Genomic DNA, 16,830 nt, shown 5'->3' on the forward strand with positions numbered 1-16,830 from the left:
ACTTCCTCGGTGCTCCCATGACTCTCATCCTTCCGTGGAATGAAAGCCTCCAACAGACCCGTCACGGGACAAGTGGGGTGGCCGAGCCTTGTCTTGGGCGCTGCCATGGTGATCACCGGCGTGGTCCTCCTGCTCTGCCGGAAGTCACTTGCGGGTCTCTACGCCTCACGGCGCCAGGCTCTTCCGCCGGATCATCCGCAGTACCGAGCAGAACCTGCCTTCACCGCCGGTCCCATCGGCGTCCTGGGATGTGCTGGCATCTTGGCTGGCCTCATCGTGCTCGGGGCAGAGGTGCTCTAACTCTCCGCGCGCGGGAGGGCCAACCTCAACGCACCTCCCAAGGTCACTACATCCTGCCCGGGCGGAGACTCACCCCGGCGCGATGAGCAACCCCTACTGGATCACAGCGGTGGTTCGAGAGGCTCGTCGACGGTGTGGATCTCGTTGGTGAGGCGGGTGCCCTCGGTGCCGGCACGGCCGCACAGCCGCACAAGATGGGACAGCCGATGGCGTCTTGACCGTGCGACGATCCGAGCATGAGATCCGCCGTGAGGCTCCGGTCCGCCACGGGGCGAGTCCAAGACCAGAGATCACCATGAAACGCGCCATGTCCCTACGTCGGTGGCCCTTCTTGTCACTGGGCTTGGTGCCGTCATTGCCTTGCTCATGCTGGCCCTCTGGATCATTGCCGACGTGTACAACCTGGGGGTTCCCATTCTTCCCGTCCTGGTCCTTTGGGGAGCCTGCGCCCTGATGATTGGCGGGGTGCTGACGCTCATACTCGACGGCGTCTTTCGGAAATTTTCAAGGTGTTTGAGGCCAGCGGGTGTCAGGCGGCTGCGGATTCTGCGGCCGATGGTCGGTTGATCCAGGCGTCGGCGGGCAGGGCCAGGATCTTCGGGTCTCCGGTGGTGGAGAAGCGCTCGGGGTGAGTGGCACGGGCTGTGGCCAGGGCCGCTGAGCGCTGTTCGGCGACGGTGCTCGCGTGGCCGTAGTGGACGTCGGCGGGGGTGTGCAGTCCGATCCCGGTGTGGTGGTGGTCGTGGTTGTAGACCTCCACGAACCCGTCCATGAACGCCCGGGCGTCGGCCAGAGAGCCGAAGCGGTCGGGGAAGACCGGGGCGTACTTCAGGGTCTTGAACCACGCCTCCGAATAGGGATTGTCGTTCGACACGCTGGGTCTCGAGTGGGACCGGGTGACCTGCAGATCGGCCAGCAGGGCCGCGACCGGCTTGGAAGTCATCGAGGTGCCCCGGTCGGCGTGCACGACAGCGGGGATGCCGTGGATGCCGAAGATCCGGCGCATCATGTCCTCGGCCAGCGGGGCGGATTCCCGGGCGTGGATGTGGGCGCCGACGATGTAGCGGGAGTAGATGTCGATCATCACGTAGGCGTCGTAGTACACGCCCTTGACCGGCCCGGGGAGCTTGGTGATGTCCCAGGTGTAGACCTGCCCGGGCCCATCGGCCACCAGCTCGGGGATCGCCCTTGCCGGGTGGCGGGCCTGGCGCCGGCGTTCCTTTACCTGCGCGGCGGCGGCGAGCACGCGGTACATGGTGGAGATCGAGCACAGGTACACCCCGCGTGCCAGCAGGGTGGCGTAGACCTGGGCCGGTGGCTGGTCGACGAACTCGGCACTGTTGAGCACCTCCAGGACCCGGTCCCGTTCGACGGGACTGAGCCGGTTGGCCGGGGCCACGCCGTCTCGAGGTGCCGGGACCGGGCGGGCCGCACGACGGCCTGCGGTGGCCCGCGGGACTCCGGTCAGTTCCGCGGCCGCCCGGGTGGTCGTCCCTGCGGCGGTGAGCTCGGTGTAGGCGCCCATCAGCGCTTCTTGGGCTTGGGTTCCTCCGGCGCGCTCTCGGAGATCTGCTCCAAGAGCGCGTGTGCTTTTCCCATGATGTCCAGGGCGGTCTCGGTCGTGGCCAGTCGTTGCTGGGAAGCGGCCAGCTGGCGGCGCAGCCGGGCGATCTCGGCCTGCTCCGCACTCGGGCGGCCTACCGACTCGCCGGCGGTCTTGCCCTCGAGCACGCCGGCATCGCGCAGCCGGCGCCATTCGGAGATCAGCGAGGAGTACAGGCCTTCCCGGCGCAGGTACGCCCCACCCTGTTGTTCCTGGCAGGCCTGCTCGTAGGCGGCCAGGTGGGCCAGTTTCTGTTCCGGGGTGAACGATCGGCGCCGGGACGGGCCGCCGGCCCGGGGAGAGGAACTGCTCATTCCCCCATCATCGGTGACCGCGGACAACGGCGGAGCGAATGTGGAACTGCTCATGGTGGTCGATCCTGATCTCGCCCTGCGTCAGGCGAACTTGCTGTGAACCACTGGACTCAACTCACCCTGACACGCAGGGTTTCGCCTCACTGGGCGACGCTTCTAGGGAACCCACACCGCAACGCAGTGGGCGAAGTAGGCTGCCGAAGCTTCAGCAGTCCCTGATCTCATAACTGGTGCGGACTCTATGAGCAGTGGGCAAGTCCCGTTCTCAGTAGGCTGGCGCCATGGACCTGACGGCGATCCCTGATGACTTCAAAGGTTTGATCGCCCGGGCACGGGCTGTCACCGTCGCGCGTCGACTCTCGGAAACAGCCACCTGTGGGACGGTCGGTGCCGCACTGGAGACGGCCGCAGGAGAAGTGTTCGTAGGTGTCTGCGTGGATACCTCGTCGTCGGTCGGGTTCTGTGCTGAGCATGCCGCAGCGGCCGCCATGCTGACAGCAGGACAGAGTCAGGTGGTTCGAATGGTTGCCGTCGACAGTCATGGCCACGTGCTGGCGCCGTGCGGACGGTGCCGCGAGTTCATCTCTCAATTGGCGGGGCCGAACCTCGACACCGAGGTACTCGTCGGGGGCCCGCACGTGGTCAGCTTGCGCGACTTGCTGCCGTACAGATGGGTCAAGGACTGACGGGTCTCCTACCACCCTGGAACACCGGACAGGTCCGGCCCTGGGGAGTTTGGGGCGCCTCAACTCGTCTGGTGTCACTTTGCCCAGCAAGGATAGACACTTGCGGGACGTGGTTACTTTTCAGGGCGTGCGATGATCCAACGCGGGCTGGGCGCCCAGCACCCACGGACTCGATACGTCCGCCGCGTCGTCGATGACTGGGCAGCCAAGAACCAGAACACCTCACCCTGAGTCGCTCCCGGCATGCCGGAGCCGGCGATACTTCGACCCGCGAGGCCTTCACCACCTTGAGAACTATGAATCCCCGCGTAGCCGTGACGGTCAGTCAACCTCTACTGCAACATCGCGGCACCTGCAGGTGATTGATGTTTCAGTAGCTCCTGGCGTGTGAGGCCTCTACACCTGGGGGCGTCCTCATGCCGCAGTGCGGGTGCGTAGCTTCTCGGTCAGGGATAACCGCACCGTGGGCCACTCGCTGTTGATGATGGAGAACACCACCACATCGCGCATGGTCCCGTCACGCCACAAATCGTGATTGCGCAGCACCCCGTCCTGCTTCGCCCCCACGGAAATTTTCAAGGTGTTTGAGGCCAGCGGGTGTCAGGCGGCTGCGGATTCTGCGGCCGATGGTCGGTTGATCCAGGCGTCGGCGGGCAGGGCCAGGATCTTCGGGTCTCCGGTGGTGGAGAAGCGCTCGGGGTGAGTGGCACGGGCTGTGGCCAGGGCCGCTGAGCGCTGTTCGGCGACGGTGCTCGCGTGGCCGTAGTGGACGTCGGCGGGGGTGTGCAGTCCGATCCCGGTGTGGTGGTGGTCGTGGTTGTAGACCTCCACGAACCCGTCCATGAACGCCCGGGCGTCGGCCAGAGAGCCGAAGCGGTCGGGGAAGACCGGGGCGTACTTCAGGGTCTTGAACCACGCCTCCGAATAGGGATTGTCGTTCGACACGCTGGGTCTCGAGTGGGACCGGGTGACCTGCAGATCGGCCAGCAGGGCCGCGACCGGCTTGGAAGTCATCGAGGTGCCCCGGTCGGCGTGCACGACAGCGGGGATGCCGTGGATGCCGAAGATCCGGCGCATCATGTCCTCGGCCAGCGGGGCGGATTCCCGGGCGTGGATGTGGGCGCCGACGATGTAGCGGGAGTAGATGTCGATCATCACGTAGGCGTCGTAGTACACGCCCTTGACCGGCCCGGGGAGCTTGGTGATGTCCCAGGTGTAGACCTGCCCGGGCCCATCGGCCACCAGCTCGGGGATCGCCCTTGCCGGGTGGCGGGCCTGGCGCCGGCGTTCCTTTACCTGCGCGGCGGCGGCGAGCACGCGGTACATGGTGGAGATCGAGCACAGGTACACCCCGCGTGCCAGCAGGGTGGCGTAGACCTGGGCCGGTGGCTGGTCGACGAACTCGGCACTGTTGAGCACCTCCAGGACCCGGTCCCGTTCGACGGGACTGAGCCGGTTGGCCGGGGCCACGCCGTCTCGAGGTGCCGGGACCGGGCGGGCCGCACGACGGCCTGCGGTGGCCCGCGGGACTCCGGTCAGTTCCGCGGCCGCCCGGGTGGTCGTCCCTGCGGCGGTGAGCTCGGTGTAGGCGCCCATCAGCGCTTCTTGGGCTTGGGTTCCTCCGGCGCGCTCTCGGAGATCTGCTCCAAGAGCGCGTGTGCTTTTCCCATGATGTCCAGGGCGGTCTCGGTCGTGGCCAGTCGTTGCTGGGAAGCGGCCAGCTGGCGGCGCAGCCGGGCGATCTCGGCCTGCTCCGCACTCGGGCGGCCTACCGACTCGCCGGCGGTCTTGCCCTCGAGCACGCCGGCATCGCGCAGCCGGCGCCATTCGGAGATCAGCGAGGAGTACAGGCCTTCCCGGCGCAGGTACGCCCCACCCTGTTGTTCCTGGCAGGCCTGCTCGTAGGCGGCCAGGTGGGCCAGTTTCTGTTCCGGGGTGAACGATCGGCGCCGGGACGGGCCGCCGGCCCGGGGAGAGGAACTGCTCATTCCCCCATCATCGGTGACCGCGGACAACGGCGGAGCGAATGTGGAACTGCTCATGGTGGTCGATCCTGATCTCGCCCTGCGTCAGGCGAACTTGCTGTGAACCACTGGACTCAACTCACCCTGACACGCAGGGCCAAGGCGGCGATCGCCCGCCTCGACCTGTGGTTGTGCCAGTGCGTGCGGAACTCCACGGCGATGCAGTCCAAGGTTTCAAAGGCGTGGGTGAGCTGGAGCAGTTTCACCTCGGTGTTCAGCCCGGTGCCCTGGACACTGGGGGCGATCCAGGTGGACCCGATCTCCAGACGCCGGTGATCGGGGCGGATGTTGAGGAAGGTCGTCATCCCCACCGCCCGCCCGTCGCCGGCCCGGATGGTCCACGGCACGAGATGACCGGCCGCGTGGCCGGCCAGCCGCTTCTCGATCTCCGCGCCCATCGCTTCCGGGGCAGGCAGGCGGGTGTACCAAACCTGGTAGAGGTCCTCCTCCGCAACTGCCTCTGCCAGTTCCCCGGCGTGCTCCGGCGCGAGCGGCTCGAGCGTGGCCAAAGTGCCGGTGAGCGTGGGGATCGCCAGGAAGTCCATGCCGCCAGGCTACTGAACGCCAGCACAGCCCCACACGCACCACCACGTTGCCCATGAACTCAGGCCAAACATAGGGAACCCCTCGTGCAACATGGCGGGTCAGGGAAACAGTCGGAGTCGTATTCCTTTCTGCCGCTGGGTTCCGGGGTGCTGTCCTGGCGTTGTTTGGGCGACGCCACTTAGTGGCGTCGACCGGTCAGGCGCATCACTGGCTCGATGATCAGAAGGACCATCCCGCAGATAGCCAGCGTGAGTCCAAAGGCGGCAAAGATGATGGGACCGAAGAGCACGCCCGACCAAAAGAAGTGGTTGACGTAGGCGATGTACCAGTACAGGGCCACCGTGATACCTGCGCCCACCCCGGTGAGAGCCAATCCCCACTGACGTATCACCAGGCGCTCCGCACCTCCCACAGCTCCCGGGGCCGGCTCTTCATCAGAACGTGTTTCCTGCACCGCGGCGGTGGTACGCCGCGGCAGACGCAGTACTCCCCAGAGGAAGGCTGCAGCGCACAAGAACACGAAGATCTCGTCCCCGACCCCAATTCCGTCCCGGTCATAGATCGTGTACGCAATGGCACCCAGCGCCCCGAGGAACAGCACGATGGCATAGGTCAGCAGGGCCAGCCACACAGCGCCCCTGCGCCGACGGGTGCCGACCGGTTGCGGGCCCATCGCGCCCCGCCCGACGGGTCCAGCGGTGCTCGAAGAGATGACATCGCCCAGCAAGGCGGTAAGCCCGCCGAGTGCGACGAAGCCGGCAGGAAATGCGAACCAACCCGCATTGCTCCCCGGGTGTAGAGGGTCCCCGGACGCTTCAGCGGTCCAGGTCATCAGTGTCGCTACGACGGCGATGGCGCCGCTGATACCGGTGACCATCAGCGACACTCGACGCGACGATCGAGGCGGCTTCCCCTTGCGCCCGGCCCCTCCCGCTCTCTTGTCCATGACTCCGACGCTACCGAGCGGTCAGCACGGGAACCACGACACACAAGAGAGGAACCCCTACTGCATCATCGACGTGGGGGGGTGCAGTTCGTTGAGGGCTTGCAGCCAGACGGGGTGATCCCGTGATGGGCTCATTCTTGGGCGTCTTGCCTCTGCGTGCCAGCCAGGCAGTGGTTGACGTCCTGACCCGAGTTGAGCCCCTGATGGTGGTGTGGCGCGGTAGCCGGCCATTGCCGGCCGGCGGGGTACCGGTCCACCCACTGCCGCGTCATCCGTTGTGGAAGATCTGGCCGTTGTTGAGGAACCCGGGCTGCGCTGTTGATTTGGGGGCTCCGGTCGCCCAGCGGCGATCGAGCTCGGCAGGATCGACCCGCAGGTCCGGCCAGTGCATGGGGACACCTGCGGCTGACGTCGGGTGGGCCCGGTCCATGAGCTGGATGTGCAGGTGTGGCTCGGAGGTGTTGCCGGTGTTGCCGACCTGACCGAGCTGCTGCCCCTCAAGAATTCGTTGCCTGGCACGGACGCCGGCGGAACCACGACGAAGGTGCGCGTAGGCGGCGAAGGTGCCGTCGTCGTGCTCCACGATGACGTGGTTGCCAAGGATCCGTGAGGCCCCGGTCAGCTCCCGCAGGAACCCCTCGACCGTCATCATGTAGACCAGCAACGGCCATGTGTCCCGGGCACCGTGGTCGCGTTGGGAGTCCTGCACCTGCACCACAGTTCCGGACGCCATGGCCCGTACTGGTTCGCCGAAGGACCGGTAGCTCTCCGGTCGGCGCGCCCGCAGGCCCCAGCCGATCGAGGCCGCGGCATCGGGGGAGGGCTGGAGGAGATCGACGGCGTACATCTGCCCGTAGGCCTTGACCCCGTGGCTGGGGACCGCCGTACCGGGGCTGTTGAGCGCGACCCAGCACCCGCGCACGGGTGCGGCCAGCTCGACCGGGCCCCGGTCCGAGACCGGCGGCCGTATGAGCGAGAGCGCGAACGGTACGGCCATGAGCGCCAGGTCCAGCGGGAAGGGGGCGGGGAGTACGAGGTTGACCAGAATTGCAAGGACGAATAGCCGCAACCACCAGCTCTGCCACCGGGCGATCGCGCGTCTCATCGCTGGGCACCCAGGAGCAGCACGAGCAGGGGTACGACCCGCGCCACCGGGACCTCGTGACGACCCCCGCCCACAGCGTGCAGCCAGCCGGCGGAGGTGAGCTGCCGCAGGTGGTGATACACCTGCCCACTGGTGCCCACCCCGTCGATTTGTGTGAGCTCATGGACCGTGCTGGCGCCTGTGAGCACCTGCTGGAGCAGCCGCAGTCGGACCGGGTGACCGAGCGCGGCCAGCCCGTCGGCGCTCTCGGCCCAGTCACCGCCCAACAGGTCCCCGGTGGCTGCGGCCTGCTGCCAGTGGGCGTGGCGGCCGTCGGGCAGACGCACGTGTCCGGTCAGCAGCACCGCACCCGGCTCCTGGACCCGGGCCCGCAGGCCCTCCAGCGCCCAGAAGACCTCGGAGGCGGGCGTTACCGCATTTGCATCGGGCCCTGCCGGACGCTGCAGTAAGGCCTCAAGGTCAGCTACGCGCCGTTCGAGGGCTGCGAGTCGGTCGGTGTCGGTCATGACCCCCACACTAGTACGTTTTTTCGTAAGTACGAATAAGGGTTCTATGTCGGCAGCCTGCAAAGACGGACCGTCGGCACACTTCGCCGCCAGGCCCGGCGCGAACGTTATCTGTGGACGCGAGAGCCAGGCGGGAACCCCAACCGCGACTGCAGGAGGTCGTCAAGCTCACGCTTGGACGCCGGTCAGAACACATCGGGCCTCACAGCCCCTCTCCCTACGATGACCCGGAAGCTGACCGAGAAGCACCTCCGGACATCTGCTCCACGTCATGAGCCCGCCCCGCCGCGCCCTGTCCTGGGTGCCGTGGCGAGGCGTGTGAGAGTCTGGCCTCGTCCCCGCCACTCTCCCCTGGAGTTCCCTTGAGCGTTGCCGTGCCCTCCCTTGCCGTCGAGAACGTTCCGGTCGTCGACTCTTTCGCCGTCGCCGCCCAGATCCGCATGACCACCACCGGTACTCGCGCGAGCCTGGCGGTCGCCGTGCCGCAGGACGCACCGGTCAGCCCGCACACGCTGATCTCCGCGCTGCTCACCCTGGGCCGGCAGGTGCTGGAGGAATACCGGCTCACCGGCCAGCAGCTGCCCGAGGTGGCGGTCACCGCAGTGGAGCGCGTTGAGACCGTCCCGGCGACCGCGGCGACCGCTGGGTTCACCATCGGGGTCACCAACGACCTGGAGGCCCAGCGCTCCACGCTCGTGCTGGACTCGGACTTCCTGCTGGGCAACGACGGCGGAGTGCTGCTGGCCGCCGCCACGCTGCTGGCCGGCGCCGAGCACCTGCTCGACCCGGAGCAGGCTGACCACTTCCGCCGCGCCGGGCGCAAGCACCAGCCGTCCTCGCCCAGCCGCCGGCGCTCTGGCGGCCGCGGCCGCCGCTAAACCTCCCGGGGTCCTCACACTGCTCCGAGATGGGAACCCCTACTGGATCACAGCGGTGGGTCGAGGTGCTCGTCGACGTTGTGGATCTCATTGGTGAAACTGGTGCCCTCGGTGCCGTCCAACGGGGTGAGGTCCACGACGATGCCGGTGCGCACGTCCAGATGCACCCGGTACACCGTGGCCAGATCGTCCGTCAGGGTCGGGTCCTCGGTCCCGTATTCATAGATCCGGGACGCCGGACTGTCTAGCATCGGGCAGCACCCGCACCGTGGGAGGTAACCACCCACCCAGTCCTCGCCCTGCCCGGGCAGCGGCCGGCAGGTGGCCGCCCAGGTGGCCCGGCCCCTCAGCACGGTAGCGGTGACGTCGCCGATTTCCACGCCCTGGTCCAGTTCGATGGGGTCGAGCATCGCCGTCCACTGGTAGTCCTGCCACATCGGGTCGCCATGGTCCAGGTGCCAGTCCTCTGGCCGGTGGGCGACCAGCCCGTCCGGGCGCAGCACCACCCCTGTCCCGGGCAGGGACAACTCATCTCCCGCTCCGCCCACGGCCCCGCCGTAGGGCACGCCCTCGGCGACCTCGATCCCGCCCGAGGTGCGCACGACCACCCGGTGCCGGGCTCGGTCGAGCCAGGCCTCCACCGGTCCGCCCTCGGCGGTGGCCCCACCCTTGGACTGCCGCCGGTGGGTGAAGTGCATCGTGGTGAACCGCCACGGCGAGCTGGCGGCCAGGGCACGGAAGTCCGCCCCATCAGGCATGCCAGGCAACACCGTTTCGCTCATGCACCCGAGTAGAGCACACCCCGGAGCACACCCAAGGAACCCCTACCGCAGCGCCAGCATGTCTGGGGCGCGAGACAAGCGGCAACGCTTAAGGGGGGAAAGCGCACGCGATGACGTGCATGCGACGATGCCCACACCAGAACGAAACGGGGAGCCCAGGCATGTCGCGCAAGACGATACCGCGGTGGATCTATCACGTCGGAGCCGCGCTCTTCCTATTAGCGGGCCTGCTGCAGCTGTTCCAGGGGTTCTCGCTCGGGTGGGCTGCCGTCATCGCCGCCGTGCTGATAGGCACGGGTCTCGCCCTGGCGGTGAAGATCCGCTGGGGCTGGTTGGTCGCCACGTGGGGGCTAATGACAGGCATCGTCTGGCTCTTGGCCATGCTGATGGGACTTCTCGGCCGGGGCTACGACTTTTCTTTTGCCGGCTGGGCCGTCGGCATCGCTATGGCCGCATGCATCTTTTGGCAGGACCGCCACGACGACCGGACAGGCCCGACCCAGAACGAGTCCACCGGATCGCGAGACCCGCGCTAGAACCGAAGCCTCGAGCGCACGCGAAGGAACCCCAAATGCACCATGCAGCGCCCAGCCCGACGCGGCTGGTGGGAGACCCCCGGCACGGCGACAGGACCGGCGGCTGCGCATGGGCCTGAGCGGTGGGCCGGGGATGACATCAGAACAGGCGCAGTAGGACCGCGTAACCGATGATGAGCACCGAAGGCGCCAGGAAGCTCAGGATGGACAAGAGCCACGGCAGTCGCTTGGGCCCGTGGTAGTGCTGCAGCATGCCTATCACCGTCGCAACAAACAGCGCGACGGCGCACAGGAAGAAGATGCCGGCAAAAAGAAGCAACACTTCGGGCTCTTCGGCGAATTTTCGGTTCGGTGCCGCCACGCCGCGCCGGTGCGCGATTGCGTTATCGATCAGGATGGCGAACATGAAGTTCGCCACCAGCAACCCGATGCCCCAGATGAAGGAGAGCACTGCGGCCACGACCGGCCGGATCAGCGACTTCCCGGGCACGCTGACGGGTGTGGGGAAAGCGGGCATGGCAGTCACATCCTTCTGGGCAACGCAGCGGAGATCTTAAGGATTCGTTCCGTTCAGCACACCGCAGGTCGGGGGCGGACAGCACTCTGCGCGATGGCAGTACCCGGAACGCAGGTGTCCTGACCACAGGACGCTGGCAGGCGCCGTGCGGGAACTCCCCGGGCCTACGGTTGCGGCGAACCGGCCAGAGCCTGATGGGCTCCCAAGCACTGCTGGAACCTCTGTTCCTCATCGGAAAGCTGCGCGAAGGCCTGGCCTTGGGCGGTGACCGCTCCGGCCGGCACCTCCTCCGGGGAGGCCAGCAGTCCTTGATCGGGTTCCTGCGCGCCCCCGCTGAGCACCGCGTGCACCGCGGCCGCGGTGTCCGCATCCGAGCACTCCGGCAGACCGGCGAGCTCCTCCAGCGTCGGAGTGGCCGACATTCTCACCACCGGCTCTGGTGCTGAGGGCCCCAAGGCGGCGGCGACCGGACCGACCGCCAGGGCGCAGGCCACACACCCACCCATCACCCACATCGCCTGGGAGACCAGTCGCATCGCACCGTTCCTTCCATACAGAGCTCCACCCGCCCCGCCGCCCCCTGCACAAGGTCCAGGGCGCGGACTGCATCGACGCCCTCGGGCTGTGGCGAGCACACCGGAGCGACCACAGGAATCATGCGGGACGGTTTCCTCGAGCCTATGGCCACCTCGACGGTCATCTGGCGTCAGTCCTCGGCGCGCCGGGACGAGCCCCAGCTGAGGCATTGGTGCACCGCGGGCGCCGGGCTTTCTAGCGGAACTTCGCCTCGGCGGCGTCGTGGACGCGAGGGACAGGGACAGCACTACGGTCCCGGATGGCCAGGACGGCGCCACCGAGCAACCCGGCCATCAGCCCGTAGGGGGTCAGGACCAGGGCGTAGAGGAACCACCCCGGGTCGAGGACCACGTTCAGCACCAGGAAGGGCAGCATCAGCCCGGCACCAGTGACGGTCATCAGGGCGACGCGGACCCCGGCGCTCAGCCCGTAGTCGGCCCCGGCCGCCCAGCACGGGCCCCACACTAGCTGGGTCCACAGCAGCCCCACCCCCGCCAGCACTGCCCAGCACAGCACCCAGGCCGACCAGCCGCCCGGTGACAGGACGGCCGCGTAGCCCAGGGCCAGCACCGGGGTGAGCGCCTGGAACAGCAGATAGGTGCTCAGCGGATGCACGTGCAGGGCTCGCCTCACCAGATCACGCCTCTCCGCTCGATAGCCCCCACCGTATGCCGGGCACCCGCGCCACGACACAAGGACCTCGAGCTGGGTCAGCACTCAGGAACCCCCATCACAACCAGGTAGGGCGAGACGTCAGGTGAACCCGAGGCGTTTCGTTTGAAGGGATCACCGACAGTTAGCTGCACAGCGTTTAGGGTGGCGGGCATGACGAGCCGGACGTTCACAGCCGTAACCGCCACGACCGCGATGGCACTGGCCGTCACCGCCTGCGGATCGTCACCGGAACCAGAATCACCTCCGGCCCCCGACCTCACCAGCTGGACTGACTCCACCTTGCCCGTCCCGGCCGAGGGCGGCTTCTCCATGGCCAACGTCGCCGCCCCGGACGGCACCCATTCCAGCGGCTCGACCCCCGATGTCGAGCCCGGGTGGTACGCCATCACGATGGCGTGCGAGTTGACCGAGTCCGAGAGTGCATTCGAGGACCGCTCCGCGCATATTGTGCTCAGCGGCGAGAGCGGCAACTACGGCGGAGGTGATTGCCCGCGCTTTCCGGTCACCACGACCACTTACGTCGGCGTACCTGACGAGCCAGCGCCGGAGACGTTCAGCGTGGAAGTCCTCGCGGACGGCCAGGAGCTCTACTGGGGTGTGTCCGCTTCACCGACGACCGCCCCCGAGTAGCTCTCCTCGATGCGCCGGCTCAACGCTCATCACCGCATCCGGTGTGCGGGCGAGGCCTCCGGTCGAGCAGGTGCTGGGCTGATCCACCCCCATACCGGCACCAGCCCCACGCTTTCCGTCCACCGTAAGGGGGGAACCCCTCACTGCACTGTGGAGTGGTGAGATCCGCGGACTCCAGTCGTCGTACCACTGTGACCGCACGACACGCAGGGCGTCTGCGCAGTCCGGGAGGTTCCATCGCGTCTCAGTAGCGTGGGAAGCCCCGCCCAAGGAGGCTCACCACGATGCTCACCGACCTCGCCGCACTGCCCGGCGTCCTGGCGGCGTCCGGGATCAATCCCACCCCCGGTGACTGGGGCCTGCCCCTGCTGGCCCTGCTCTTCCCACTGGTCATGTTCGTGATCTCGTTGCTGATCTTCTACTGGGTGGTGCGCAAAGGCGTGACCGCCGGCATCAAAGACTACGTGCGCAAGCACGGCGACCGCCCCGGCAGCTGGCGAGCGTAGACCCACCAGAAGGCGCCTGCCTTTGAGGCCCACGTATCGAGCGATGACCTCGTCGTCCTCACGAAGGAGCCCGTCCTGTGGATGCCCCAGCTCAGACGCCTGCCCGACCCTGGAGGGGTGCCGCCCGGTGGATCCGGCATTTCCTGGTGCGCTGGGTGCCGATCATGGTGGCCCTCCAGGTGAGCTTCGAGGTGCTGCTACGCAACGACTGGTTCCTCCGGAACCCCTACCTCGACCCCGGGCAGGCCGCAACCTTGGTCACCTTCGTCCCGGCCGGACTGTGGGCGGTGGCCGACGGGTACCGCCTGGTGCCCACCGGACAGGCCGTAGCACTCTGGGCCGTCGTCGGAGCGGCGATGGTGCTCGCCGCACATCTGTTCACCGCAGTGCTCGGTGTCAGCCAGGGCATGACCCTGACCGTGGTGGAGACCGCCCGGTGGGCCGCCGCGGCCCTGGACCTCGCAGCACTGCACGCCGTGCCCGCCGGGATGCTCGTGCTGCTGGGGGCGGGCCTGCACCACCTCCGGAGCACGCGAGCCACCCGCCAGTCCACGACCCCCTCCGAGGGCGGCCGGTAGCGTGAACGGCATGGAGGACCGCCCCCGGCCCGCACACGAAAAGCACTCCCAGATCGATACCGCCCCGATCCCCACCGTCGGCCAGGTGGTGGCCCGCACCGTGCCTGCCGCCGCGATCCTCGTCCTCGCGATGCCGGTGGCGCTGTGGTGGCTGCTGGACACCTCCTCCGGTGCACTGCGCACCCCGTGGTGGCCGGTGCTGCTGCTCGGTCTCCTGGCCCTGTTCCATCTCCTGGCTCGACTCGCCCGCACCCCGCGGCCCACTGACCTGCCGCCGGTGCCCGCAGAGCGGGTGCGCAACGCGCTGATCGCCGCCGCCCGGACCGGTGCTCTGCCCCCGGAACCGCCAGTCCGCGCCGCCGCCGGTGTCACAGCCTGCCAACGGATCGAGGCCGCGGCCTACGCCGTGGCCGCCACGACCGGGGTACTGGTCGCCTCGCTGCTGGTGCCGCAGCCGGCCTGGACCGTCTTCGCCGTGCTCGCCGGGATCCTGGCGGTCATCCATATTCTCCGCGCCCGGCACCCCTGGGCCTACCTGCACGCGGTGCACCACGACGACCACGCCAATTAACGAACTCCTATCGCACCTCGGGAGCCCGGCAGGTGTGGTTCGGCTCGGCTGTGGCCCCCAGGATTCGGGTCTCAGTGTTTCCAATCCGTGCTGATCGCCAGGGCCACGGCGGTGGCCGTCAGGGCGAGGGCGGCTGCCAGTGCCGCCGGCCAGGCGGCCGGATGAAGCAGTACGGTGGCGGGTGCCGCGAGCAGGGCGGGCACCAGGATGAGCCCCCGGCTGTAGCCGATCAGCTGGGTGACGGGCACCGGGCCCAGGGGGGTGTCGATCGGGGGCTGGGTGTGGTCCGGTTCCGGGGCCAGGGCGCGGTAGTGGGCGACCGCGCCGATTCCGGTCCCGGCTACGGCCCCGAGGGGAAACAGCACCGCCCAGCTGGTGCCGGCCGCGAGTCCGGCCAGCACGGCTACGGCGGCCATGACCGCGGCGTTGAGCGCGCACGGGACGACCAGGTGCACCAAAGCTGCTGCGGTGGGGGCGATCGGGAGGTTCCGTTCGGCTGCGGCCCCGGCGCGCAGATCGGCCAGATAGGCCGTGCCGCGGCCCAGCCCCCGGTATCCCACCACCAGCAGCGCAGCCCAGCCGACGAGCACCGCGGTCTGGGAGAAGGAGGCCAGCAGCACCACGGTCAGCCCAAGATCCACGGCCAGACCGACCCGCCACCGGCTGGTCCGCAGGGCGGTGAGAGAGGCGAACAGCACCACCGTGCGCGGCCCGGACACCCAGCCGGGGGTGCTCCCGGGCAGTCTCCGTACCCCGGGCACCGTGGCGGGGGCCAGCGCGGCGGTCAGGTCCTGGGTCGACAGCAGGGACACGGCGTTGGCCAGGTGCCGGGTCCGCGCTCCGGCCGCCCGCAGCTGCACCCCGCCCAGGCCCCGGGCCCACCGCAGCGCCCAGACCCAGAACAGGCCGGCCACCACCGTCAGTGCTCCCGTGACCCCCACGAACCACAGGGATGGCACGAGGACATCCCACCGGCCGGTGGCCCCCTCCCGGGTCCCGGCCAGCACGACCAGCACAGCCCCCAGGGCCAGGAACCAGCCCGCCCAGGGGCGGGACCGCAGCGATGTGGGCACCCCGATTGAAGCTTGGGCCCAGATCGAGACCCCGACGGCACTGATCCCCAGACCGGCCCAGCCCACTAGCTGCGCTACCGCCTGCCGCCACGGCTGCCCCCACCCAGCAGTCAGCCCAGTACCCCACATCAGCAGCAAACCCGTGCCACCACACAAGGCCCCGGCCGCCGCAGCCGCCCACAGCATCCGGCGCACCGCCCGGACCGGTTCCTGCGCCCCGGCCCCGGGCAGCGGCCACACCCACACCGCCCGCTCCGGGGACACCCCCACCGGTCCCAGCCCGCGCAACAGGTCCACGGCACTGGCCCAGGCCACCCCGAGCAGTACGGCGACTCCGAGCACCGGCGCCCCGGCCCCTACCCAGGTGGCGGCCGGGCGGTGCAGTACCCCGCCGGAGGAACCGGCGGCCACCAGGTCCCCCATGGAGGCCCCGAGACCCATGATTCCGGCGGCCGCCCAAGCCACCAGCACCACCGTGACGAAGAGCCCGGTGTAGACGTCGACGAACCGATCCGCACCTCGAGCCCGGCCCCGGGTCCGGGCCCGGGCTGCTCGCAGGAATACCTCGATCTCGGCGTGCCCGGCAGGTTTCAGGCCGGCACCGGCCGTCACGACTGCCCCTCCCGTTGCGGAGCAGGCACGCCCGGTGCCAGGGCGCCGTGGGGCTCGATGGTCAGCACCGTGGTGCCCACCGCGGCCGCCAGCGACGCGTCGTGCGTGGCGATCAGCAACCCCGCCCCCGCCTGCCGGGCAGCGACCAGACGATCGGCCAAACGGGCACGCATCAGCGCGTCCAGGCGCTGTTCGGGCTCATCGAGCACCAGCAGCTCGAACGGGCGGATCAGTGCCGCGGCCAGCAGCGCCCGCCGGCGCTGGCCTGAGGACAGAGCGAACGGCGAGGCGTCCACCCGGTCGCCCAACCCGAACTCGACCACTGCCTCGGCGGCCACCACCGGCGCATCGGCCACCCCGTGACCGCGCAGCACCAACTCCAGGTGATGACCCACCGACACCCCGGGCAAGAACGCGTCCTCGTCGAAAAGACAGCTCACCGCCCGCCGGTAGACCAGCGAGTTCTCCACCACCGGCCCGCCCTTCAGCCACCGCTCCCCGCTCACCGGCACCTGCTGGCCCACCGCCGTGCGCAGCACCGTGGACTTGCCCGCCCCATTGGCCCCGAGCAACACCACCGCCTCCCCCGGACCCACCTCGAAGCTGACCCCGACGGTCACCGGCACCCCGGCATAACCACACACCAACTCACGAACAGACAGGACAGGAGCAGCACTCACGGACAACGAGCCTTTCAACGGCAACACGGCCACCCTATTGTTCCCCGATGCCACCGCCCGCAGATCCCCCACCAGCCGGACATCCGACACCGCCACGACCGAACACCAACCCCTAAGTGTCTGTTCCTAAACCTTTCGGGCGAGGCGTTTGCTGGTGGTGCGGATCATCGCCCAGCGCACCATCGC

At 68.6% G+C, this 16,830-nt stretch carries 19 protein-coding genes and 1 pseudogene; 7 read left to right on the plus strand and 13 right to left on the minus strand.

The features are described from left to right. Positions 1-829: 829 nt before the first annotated feature. Positions 830-2,217, minus strand: a protein-coding gene (locus RF640_RS18130; protein WP_231738420.1) for an IS3 family transposase whose coding sequence is annotated in 2 segments (ribosomal slippage) — positions 830-1,890 and positions 1,890-2,217 — 1,389 coding nt in all. Because the reading frame shifts where the segments join, the coding sequence is not laid out codon by codon here. A 281-nt stretch (positions 2,218-2,498) separates the two neighbouring features. Here RF640_RS18130 and RF640_RS18135 point away from each other — a divergent pair. Next, complete coding sequence (locus RF640_RS18135; protein ID WP_368828583.1) at positions 2,499-2,903, plus strand: cytidine deaminase; 405 nt, start codon at positions 2,499-2,501, stop codon at positions 2,901-2,903. 414 nt (positions 2,904-3,317) lie between these two features. On the opposite strand, the pseudogene RF640_RS18140 reads toward RF640_RS18135, so the two are convergent. From RF640_RS18140 to RF640_RS18165, 6 genes and pseudogenes are all read right to left on the minus strand, one after another. Beyond that, positions 3,318-3,470: pseudogene (locus RF640_RS18140) on the minus strand (N-acetyltransferase); the annotation flags it as partial. 33 nt (positions 3,471-3,503) lie between these two features. Continuing rightward, positions 3,504-4,891, minus strand: a protein-coding gene (locus tag RF640_RS18145; RefSeq protein ID WP_231738420.1) for an IS3 family transposase whose coding sequence is annotated in 2 segments (ribosomal slippage) — positions 3,504-4,564 and positions 4,564-4,891 — 1,389 coding nt in all. Because the reading frame shifts where the segments join, the coding sequence is not laid out codon by codon here. Between the two features lie 110 nt (positions 4,892-5,001). Next, positions 5,002-5,472 (minus strand): GNAT family N-acetyltransferase, encoded by a 471-nt coding sequence (locus RF640_RS18150; RefSeq protein WP_368828584.1) that lies wholly within the window; start codon positions 5,470-5,472, stop codon positions 5,002-5,004. A 179-nt stretch (positions 5,473-5,651) separates the two neighbouring features. Continuing rightward, positions 5,652-6,350: a hypothetical protein gene (locus RF640_RS18155; protein WP_368828585.1), complete on the minus strand. Its 699-nt coding sequence runs from the start codon at positions 6,348-6,350 to the stop codon at positions 5,652-5,654. A 337-nt stretch (positions 6,351-6,687) separates the two neighbouring features. Further along, complete coding sequence (locus RF640_RS18160) at positions 6,688-7,524, minus strand: M23 family metallopeptidase (protein ID WP_284563941.1); 837 nt, start codon at positions 7,522-7,524, stop codon at positions 6,688-6,690. Further along, positions 7,521-8,030: a helix-turn-helix transcriptional regulator gene (locus tag RF640_RS18165; protein WP_284563940.1), complete on the minus strand. Its 510-nt coding sequence runs from the start codon at positions 8,028-8,030 to the stop codon at positions 7,521-7,523. The genes RF640_RS18160 and RF640_RS18165 overlap by 4 nt, the downstream gene beginning before the upstream one ends. Positions 8,031-8,392: 362 nt before the next feature. On the opposite strand from RF640_RS18165, the gene RF640_RS18170 reads away from it, so the two are divergent. Continuing rightward, positions 8,393-8,908, plus strand: a complete 516-nt coding sequence (locus RF640_RS18170; protein WP_368828586.1) for a hypothetical protein — start codon at positions 8,393-8,395, stop codon at positions 8,906-8,908. A gap of 47 nt (positions 8,909-8,955) precedes the next feature. On the opposite strand, the gene RF640_RS18175 is transcribed toward RF640_RS18170, so the two are convergent. Then, positions 8,956-9,690 (minus strand): hypothetical protein, encoded by a 735-nt coding sequence (locus tag RF640_RS18175; protein WP_368828587.1) that lies wholly within the window; start codon positions 9,688-9,690, stop codon positions 8,956-8,958. A 161-nt stretch (positions 9,691-9,851) separates the two neighbouring features. Here RF640_RS18175 and RF640_RS18180 point away from each other — a divergent pair, with 161 nt between their 5' ends. Beyond that, positions 9,852-10,226, plus strand: a complete 375-nt coding sequence (locus RF640_RS18180; protein ID WP_368828588.1) for a hypothetical protein — start codon at positions 9,852-9,854, stop codon at positions 10,224-10,226. Between the two features lie 139 nt (positions 10,227-10,365). Here RF640_RS18180 and RF640_RS18185 read toward each other — a convergent pair whose 3' ends face one another. From RF640_RS18185 to RF640_RS18195, 3 genes are all read right to left on the minus strand, one after another. After that, complete coding sequence (locus RF640_RS18185) at positions 10,366-10,743, minus strand: hypothetical protein (RefSeq protein WP_368828589.1); 378 nt, start codon at positions 10,741-10,743, stop codon at positions 10,366-10,368. 164 nt (positions 10,744-10,907) lie between these two features. Beyond that, on the minus strand, positions 10,908-11,279 hold the full coding sequence (locus RF640_RS18190; protein WP_368828590.1) for a hypothetical protein: 372 nt from the start codon (positions 11,277-11,279) through the stop codon (positions 10,908-10,910). 235 nt (positions 11,280-11,514) lie between these two features. Beyond that, positions 11,515-11,952, minus strand: a complete 438-nt coding sequence (locus RF640_RS18195) for a hypothetical protein (RefSeq protein WP_368828591.1) — start codon at positions 11,950-11,952, stop codon at positions 11,515-11,517. A gap of 192 nt (positions 11,953-12,144) precedes the next feature. On the opposite strand from RF640_RS18195, the gene RF640_RS18200 reads away from it, so the two are divergent. The 4 genes from RF640_RS18200 to RF640_RS18215 all read left to right on the plus strand — a co-directional run bounded on the left by RF640_RS18200 (position 12,145) and on the right by RF640_RS18215 (position 14,279). Beyond that, complete coding sequence (locus tag RF640_RS18200) at positions 12,145-12,624, plus strand: hypothetical protein (protein WP_368828592.1); 480 nt, start codon at positions 12,145-12,147, stop codon at positions 12,622-12,624. A 284-nt stretch (positions 12,625-12,908) separates the two neighbouring features. Next, positions 12,909-13,130, plus strand: a complete 222-nt coding sequence (locus tag RF640_RS18205; protein ID WP_368828593.1) for a hypothetical protein — start codon at positions 12,909-12,911, stop codon at positions 13,128-13,130. A 155-nt stretch (positions 13,131-13,285) separates the two neighbouring features. Further along, the gene (locus tag RF640_RS18210; RefSeq protein WP_368828594.1) at positions 13,286-13,708 is read left to right on the plus strand and encodes a hypothetical protein; all 423 of its coding nucleotides are present in this window, start codon (positions 13,286-13,288) and stop codon (positions 13,706-13,708) included. Between the two features lie 10 nt (positions 13,709-13,718). Further along, positions 13,719-14,279 carry a hypothetical protein gene (locus RF640_RS18215; RefSeq protein WP_368828595.1) on the plus strand — a complete coding sequence of 187 codons (561 nt, stop codon included), beginning with the start codon at positions 13,719-13,721 and terminating at the stop codon, positions 14,277-14,279. 71 nt (positions 14,280-14,350) lie between these two features. On the opposite strand, the gene RF640_RS18220 is transcribed toward RF640_RS18215, so the two are convergent. Beyond that, positions 14,351-15,964, minus strand: a complete 1,614-nt coding sequence (locus RF640_RS18220) for a hypothetical protein (RefSeq protein ID WP_368828596.1) — start codon at positions 15,962-15,964, stop codon at positions 14,351-14,353. Then, positions 15,961-16,740, minus strand: a complete 780-nt coding sequence (locus RF640_RS18225; RefSeq protein ID WP_368828597.1) for an ATP-binding cassette domain-containing protein — start codon at positions 16,738-16,740, stop codon at positions 15,961-15,963. Before RF640_RS18225 ends, RF640_RS18220 begins: the two co-directional genes overlap by 4 nt. Positions 16,741-16,830: the final 90 nt, after the last annotated feature.

The sequence above is a fragment of the Kocuria sp. CPCC 205231 genome (assembly GCF_040980965.1).
Classification (GTDB): domain Bacteria; phylum Actinomycetota; class Actinomycetes; order Actinomycetales; family Micrococcaceae; genus Kocuria; species Kocuria rosea.

Bases quoted from the DNA above. Each gene is read 5' to 3' on its own strand.
- RF640_RS18135 (WP_368828583.1), top strand. From the start codon at position 2,499: ATGGACCTGACGGCGATCCCTGATGACTTCAAAGGTTTGATCGCCCGG.
- RF640_RS18150 (WP_368828584.1), bottom strand. From the start codon at position 5,472: ATGGACTTCCTGGCGATCCCCACGCTCACCGGCACTTTGGCCACGCTC.
- RF640_RS18155 (WP_368828585.1), bottom strand. From the start codon at position 6,350: ATGGTCACCGGTATCAGCGGCGCCATCGCCGTCGTAGCGACACTGATG.
- RF640_RS18160 (WP_284563941.1), bottom strand. From the start codon at position 7,524: ATGAGACGCGCGATCGCCCGGTGGCAGAGCTGGTGGTTGCGGCTATTC.
- RF640_RS18165 (WP_284563940.1), bottom strand. From the start codon at position 8,030: ATGACCGACACCGACCGACTCGCAGCCCTCGAACGGCGCGTAGCTGAC.
- RF640_RS18175 (WP_368828587.1), bottom strand. From the start codon at position 9,690: ATGAGCGAAACGGTGTTGCCTGGCATGCCTGATGGGGCGGACTTCCGT.
- RF640_RS18180 (WP_368828588.1), top strand. From the start codon at position 9,852: ATGTCGCGCAAGACGATACCGCGGTGGATCTATCACGTCGGAGCCGCG.
- RF640_RS18185 (WP_368828589.1), bottom strand. From the start codon at position 10,743: ATGCCCGCTTTCCCCACACCCGTCAGCGTGCCCGGGAAGTCGCTGATC.
- RF640_RS18190 (WP_368828590.1), bottom strand. From the start codon at position 11,279: ATGCGACTGGTCTCCCAGGCGATGTGGGTGATGGGTGGGTGTGTGGCC.
- RF640_RS18200 (WP_368828592.1), top strand. From the start codon at position 12,145: ATGACGAGCCGGACGTTCACAGCCGTAACCGCCACGACCGCGATGGCA.
- RF640_RS18205 (WP_368828593.1), top strand. From the start codon at position 12,909: ATGCTCACCGACCTCGCCGCACTGCCCGGCGTCCTGGCGGCGTCCGGG.
- RF640_RS18215 (WP_368828595.1), top strand. From the start codon at position 13,719: ATGGAGGACCGCCCCCGGCCCGCACACGAAAAGCACTCCCAGATCGAT.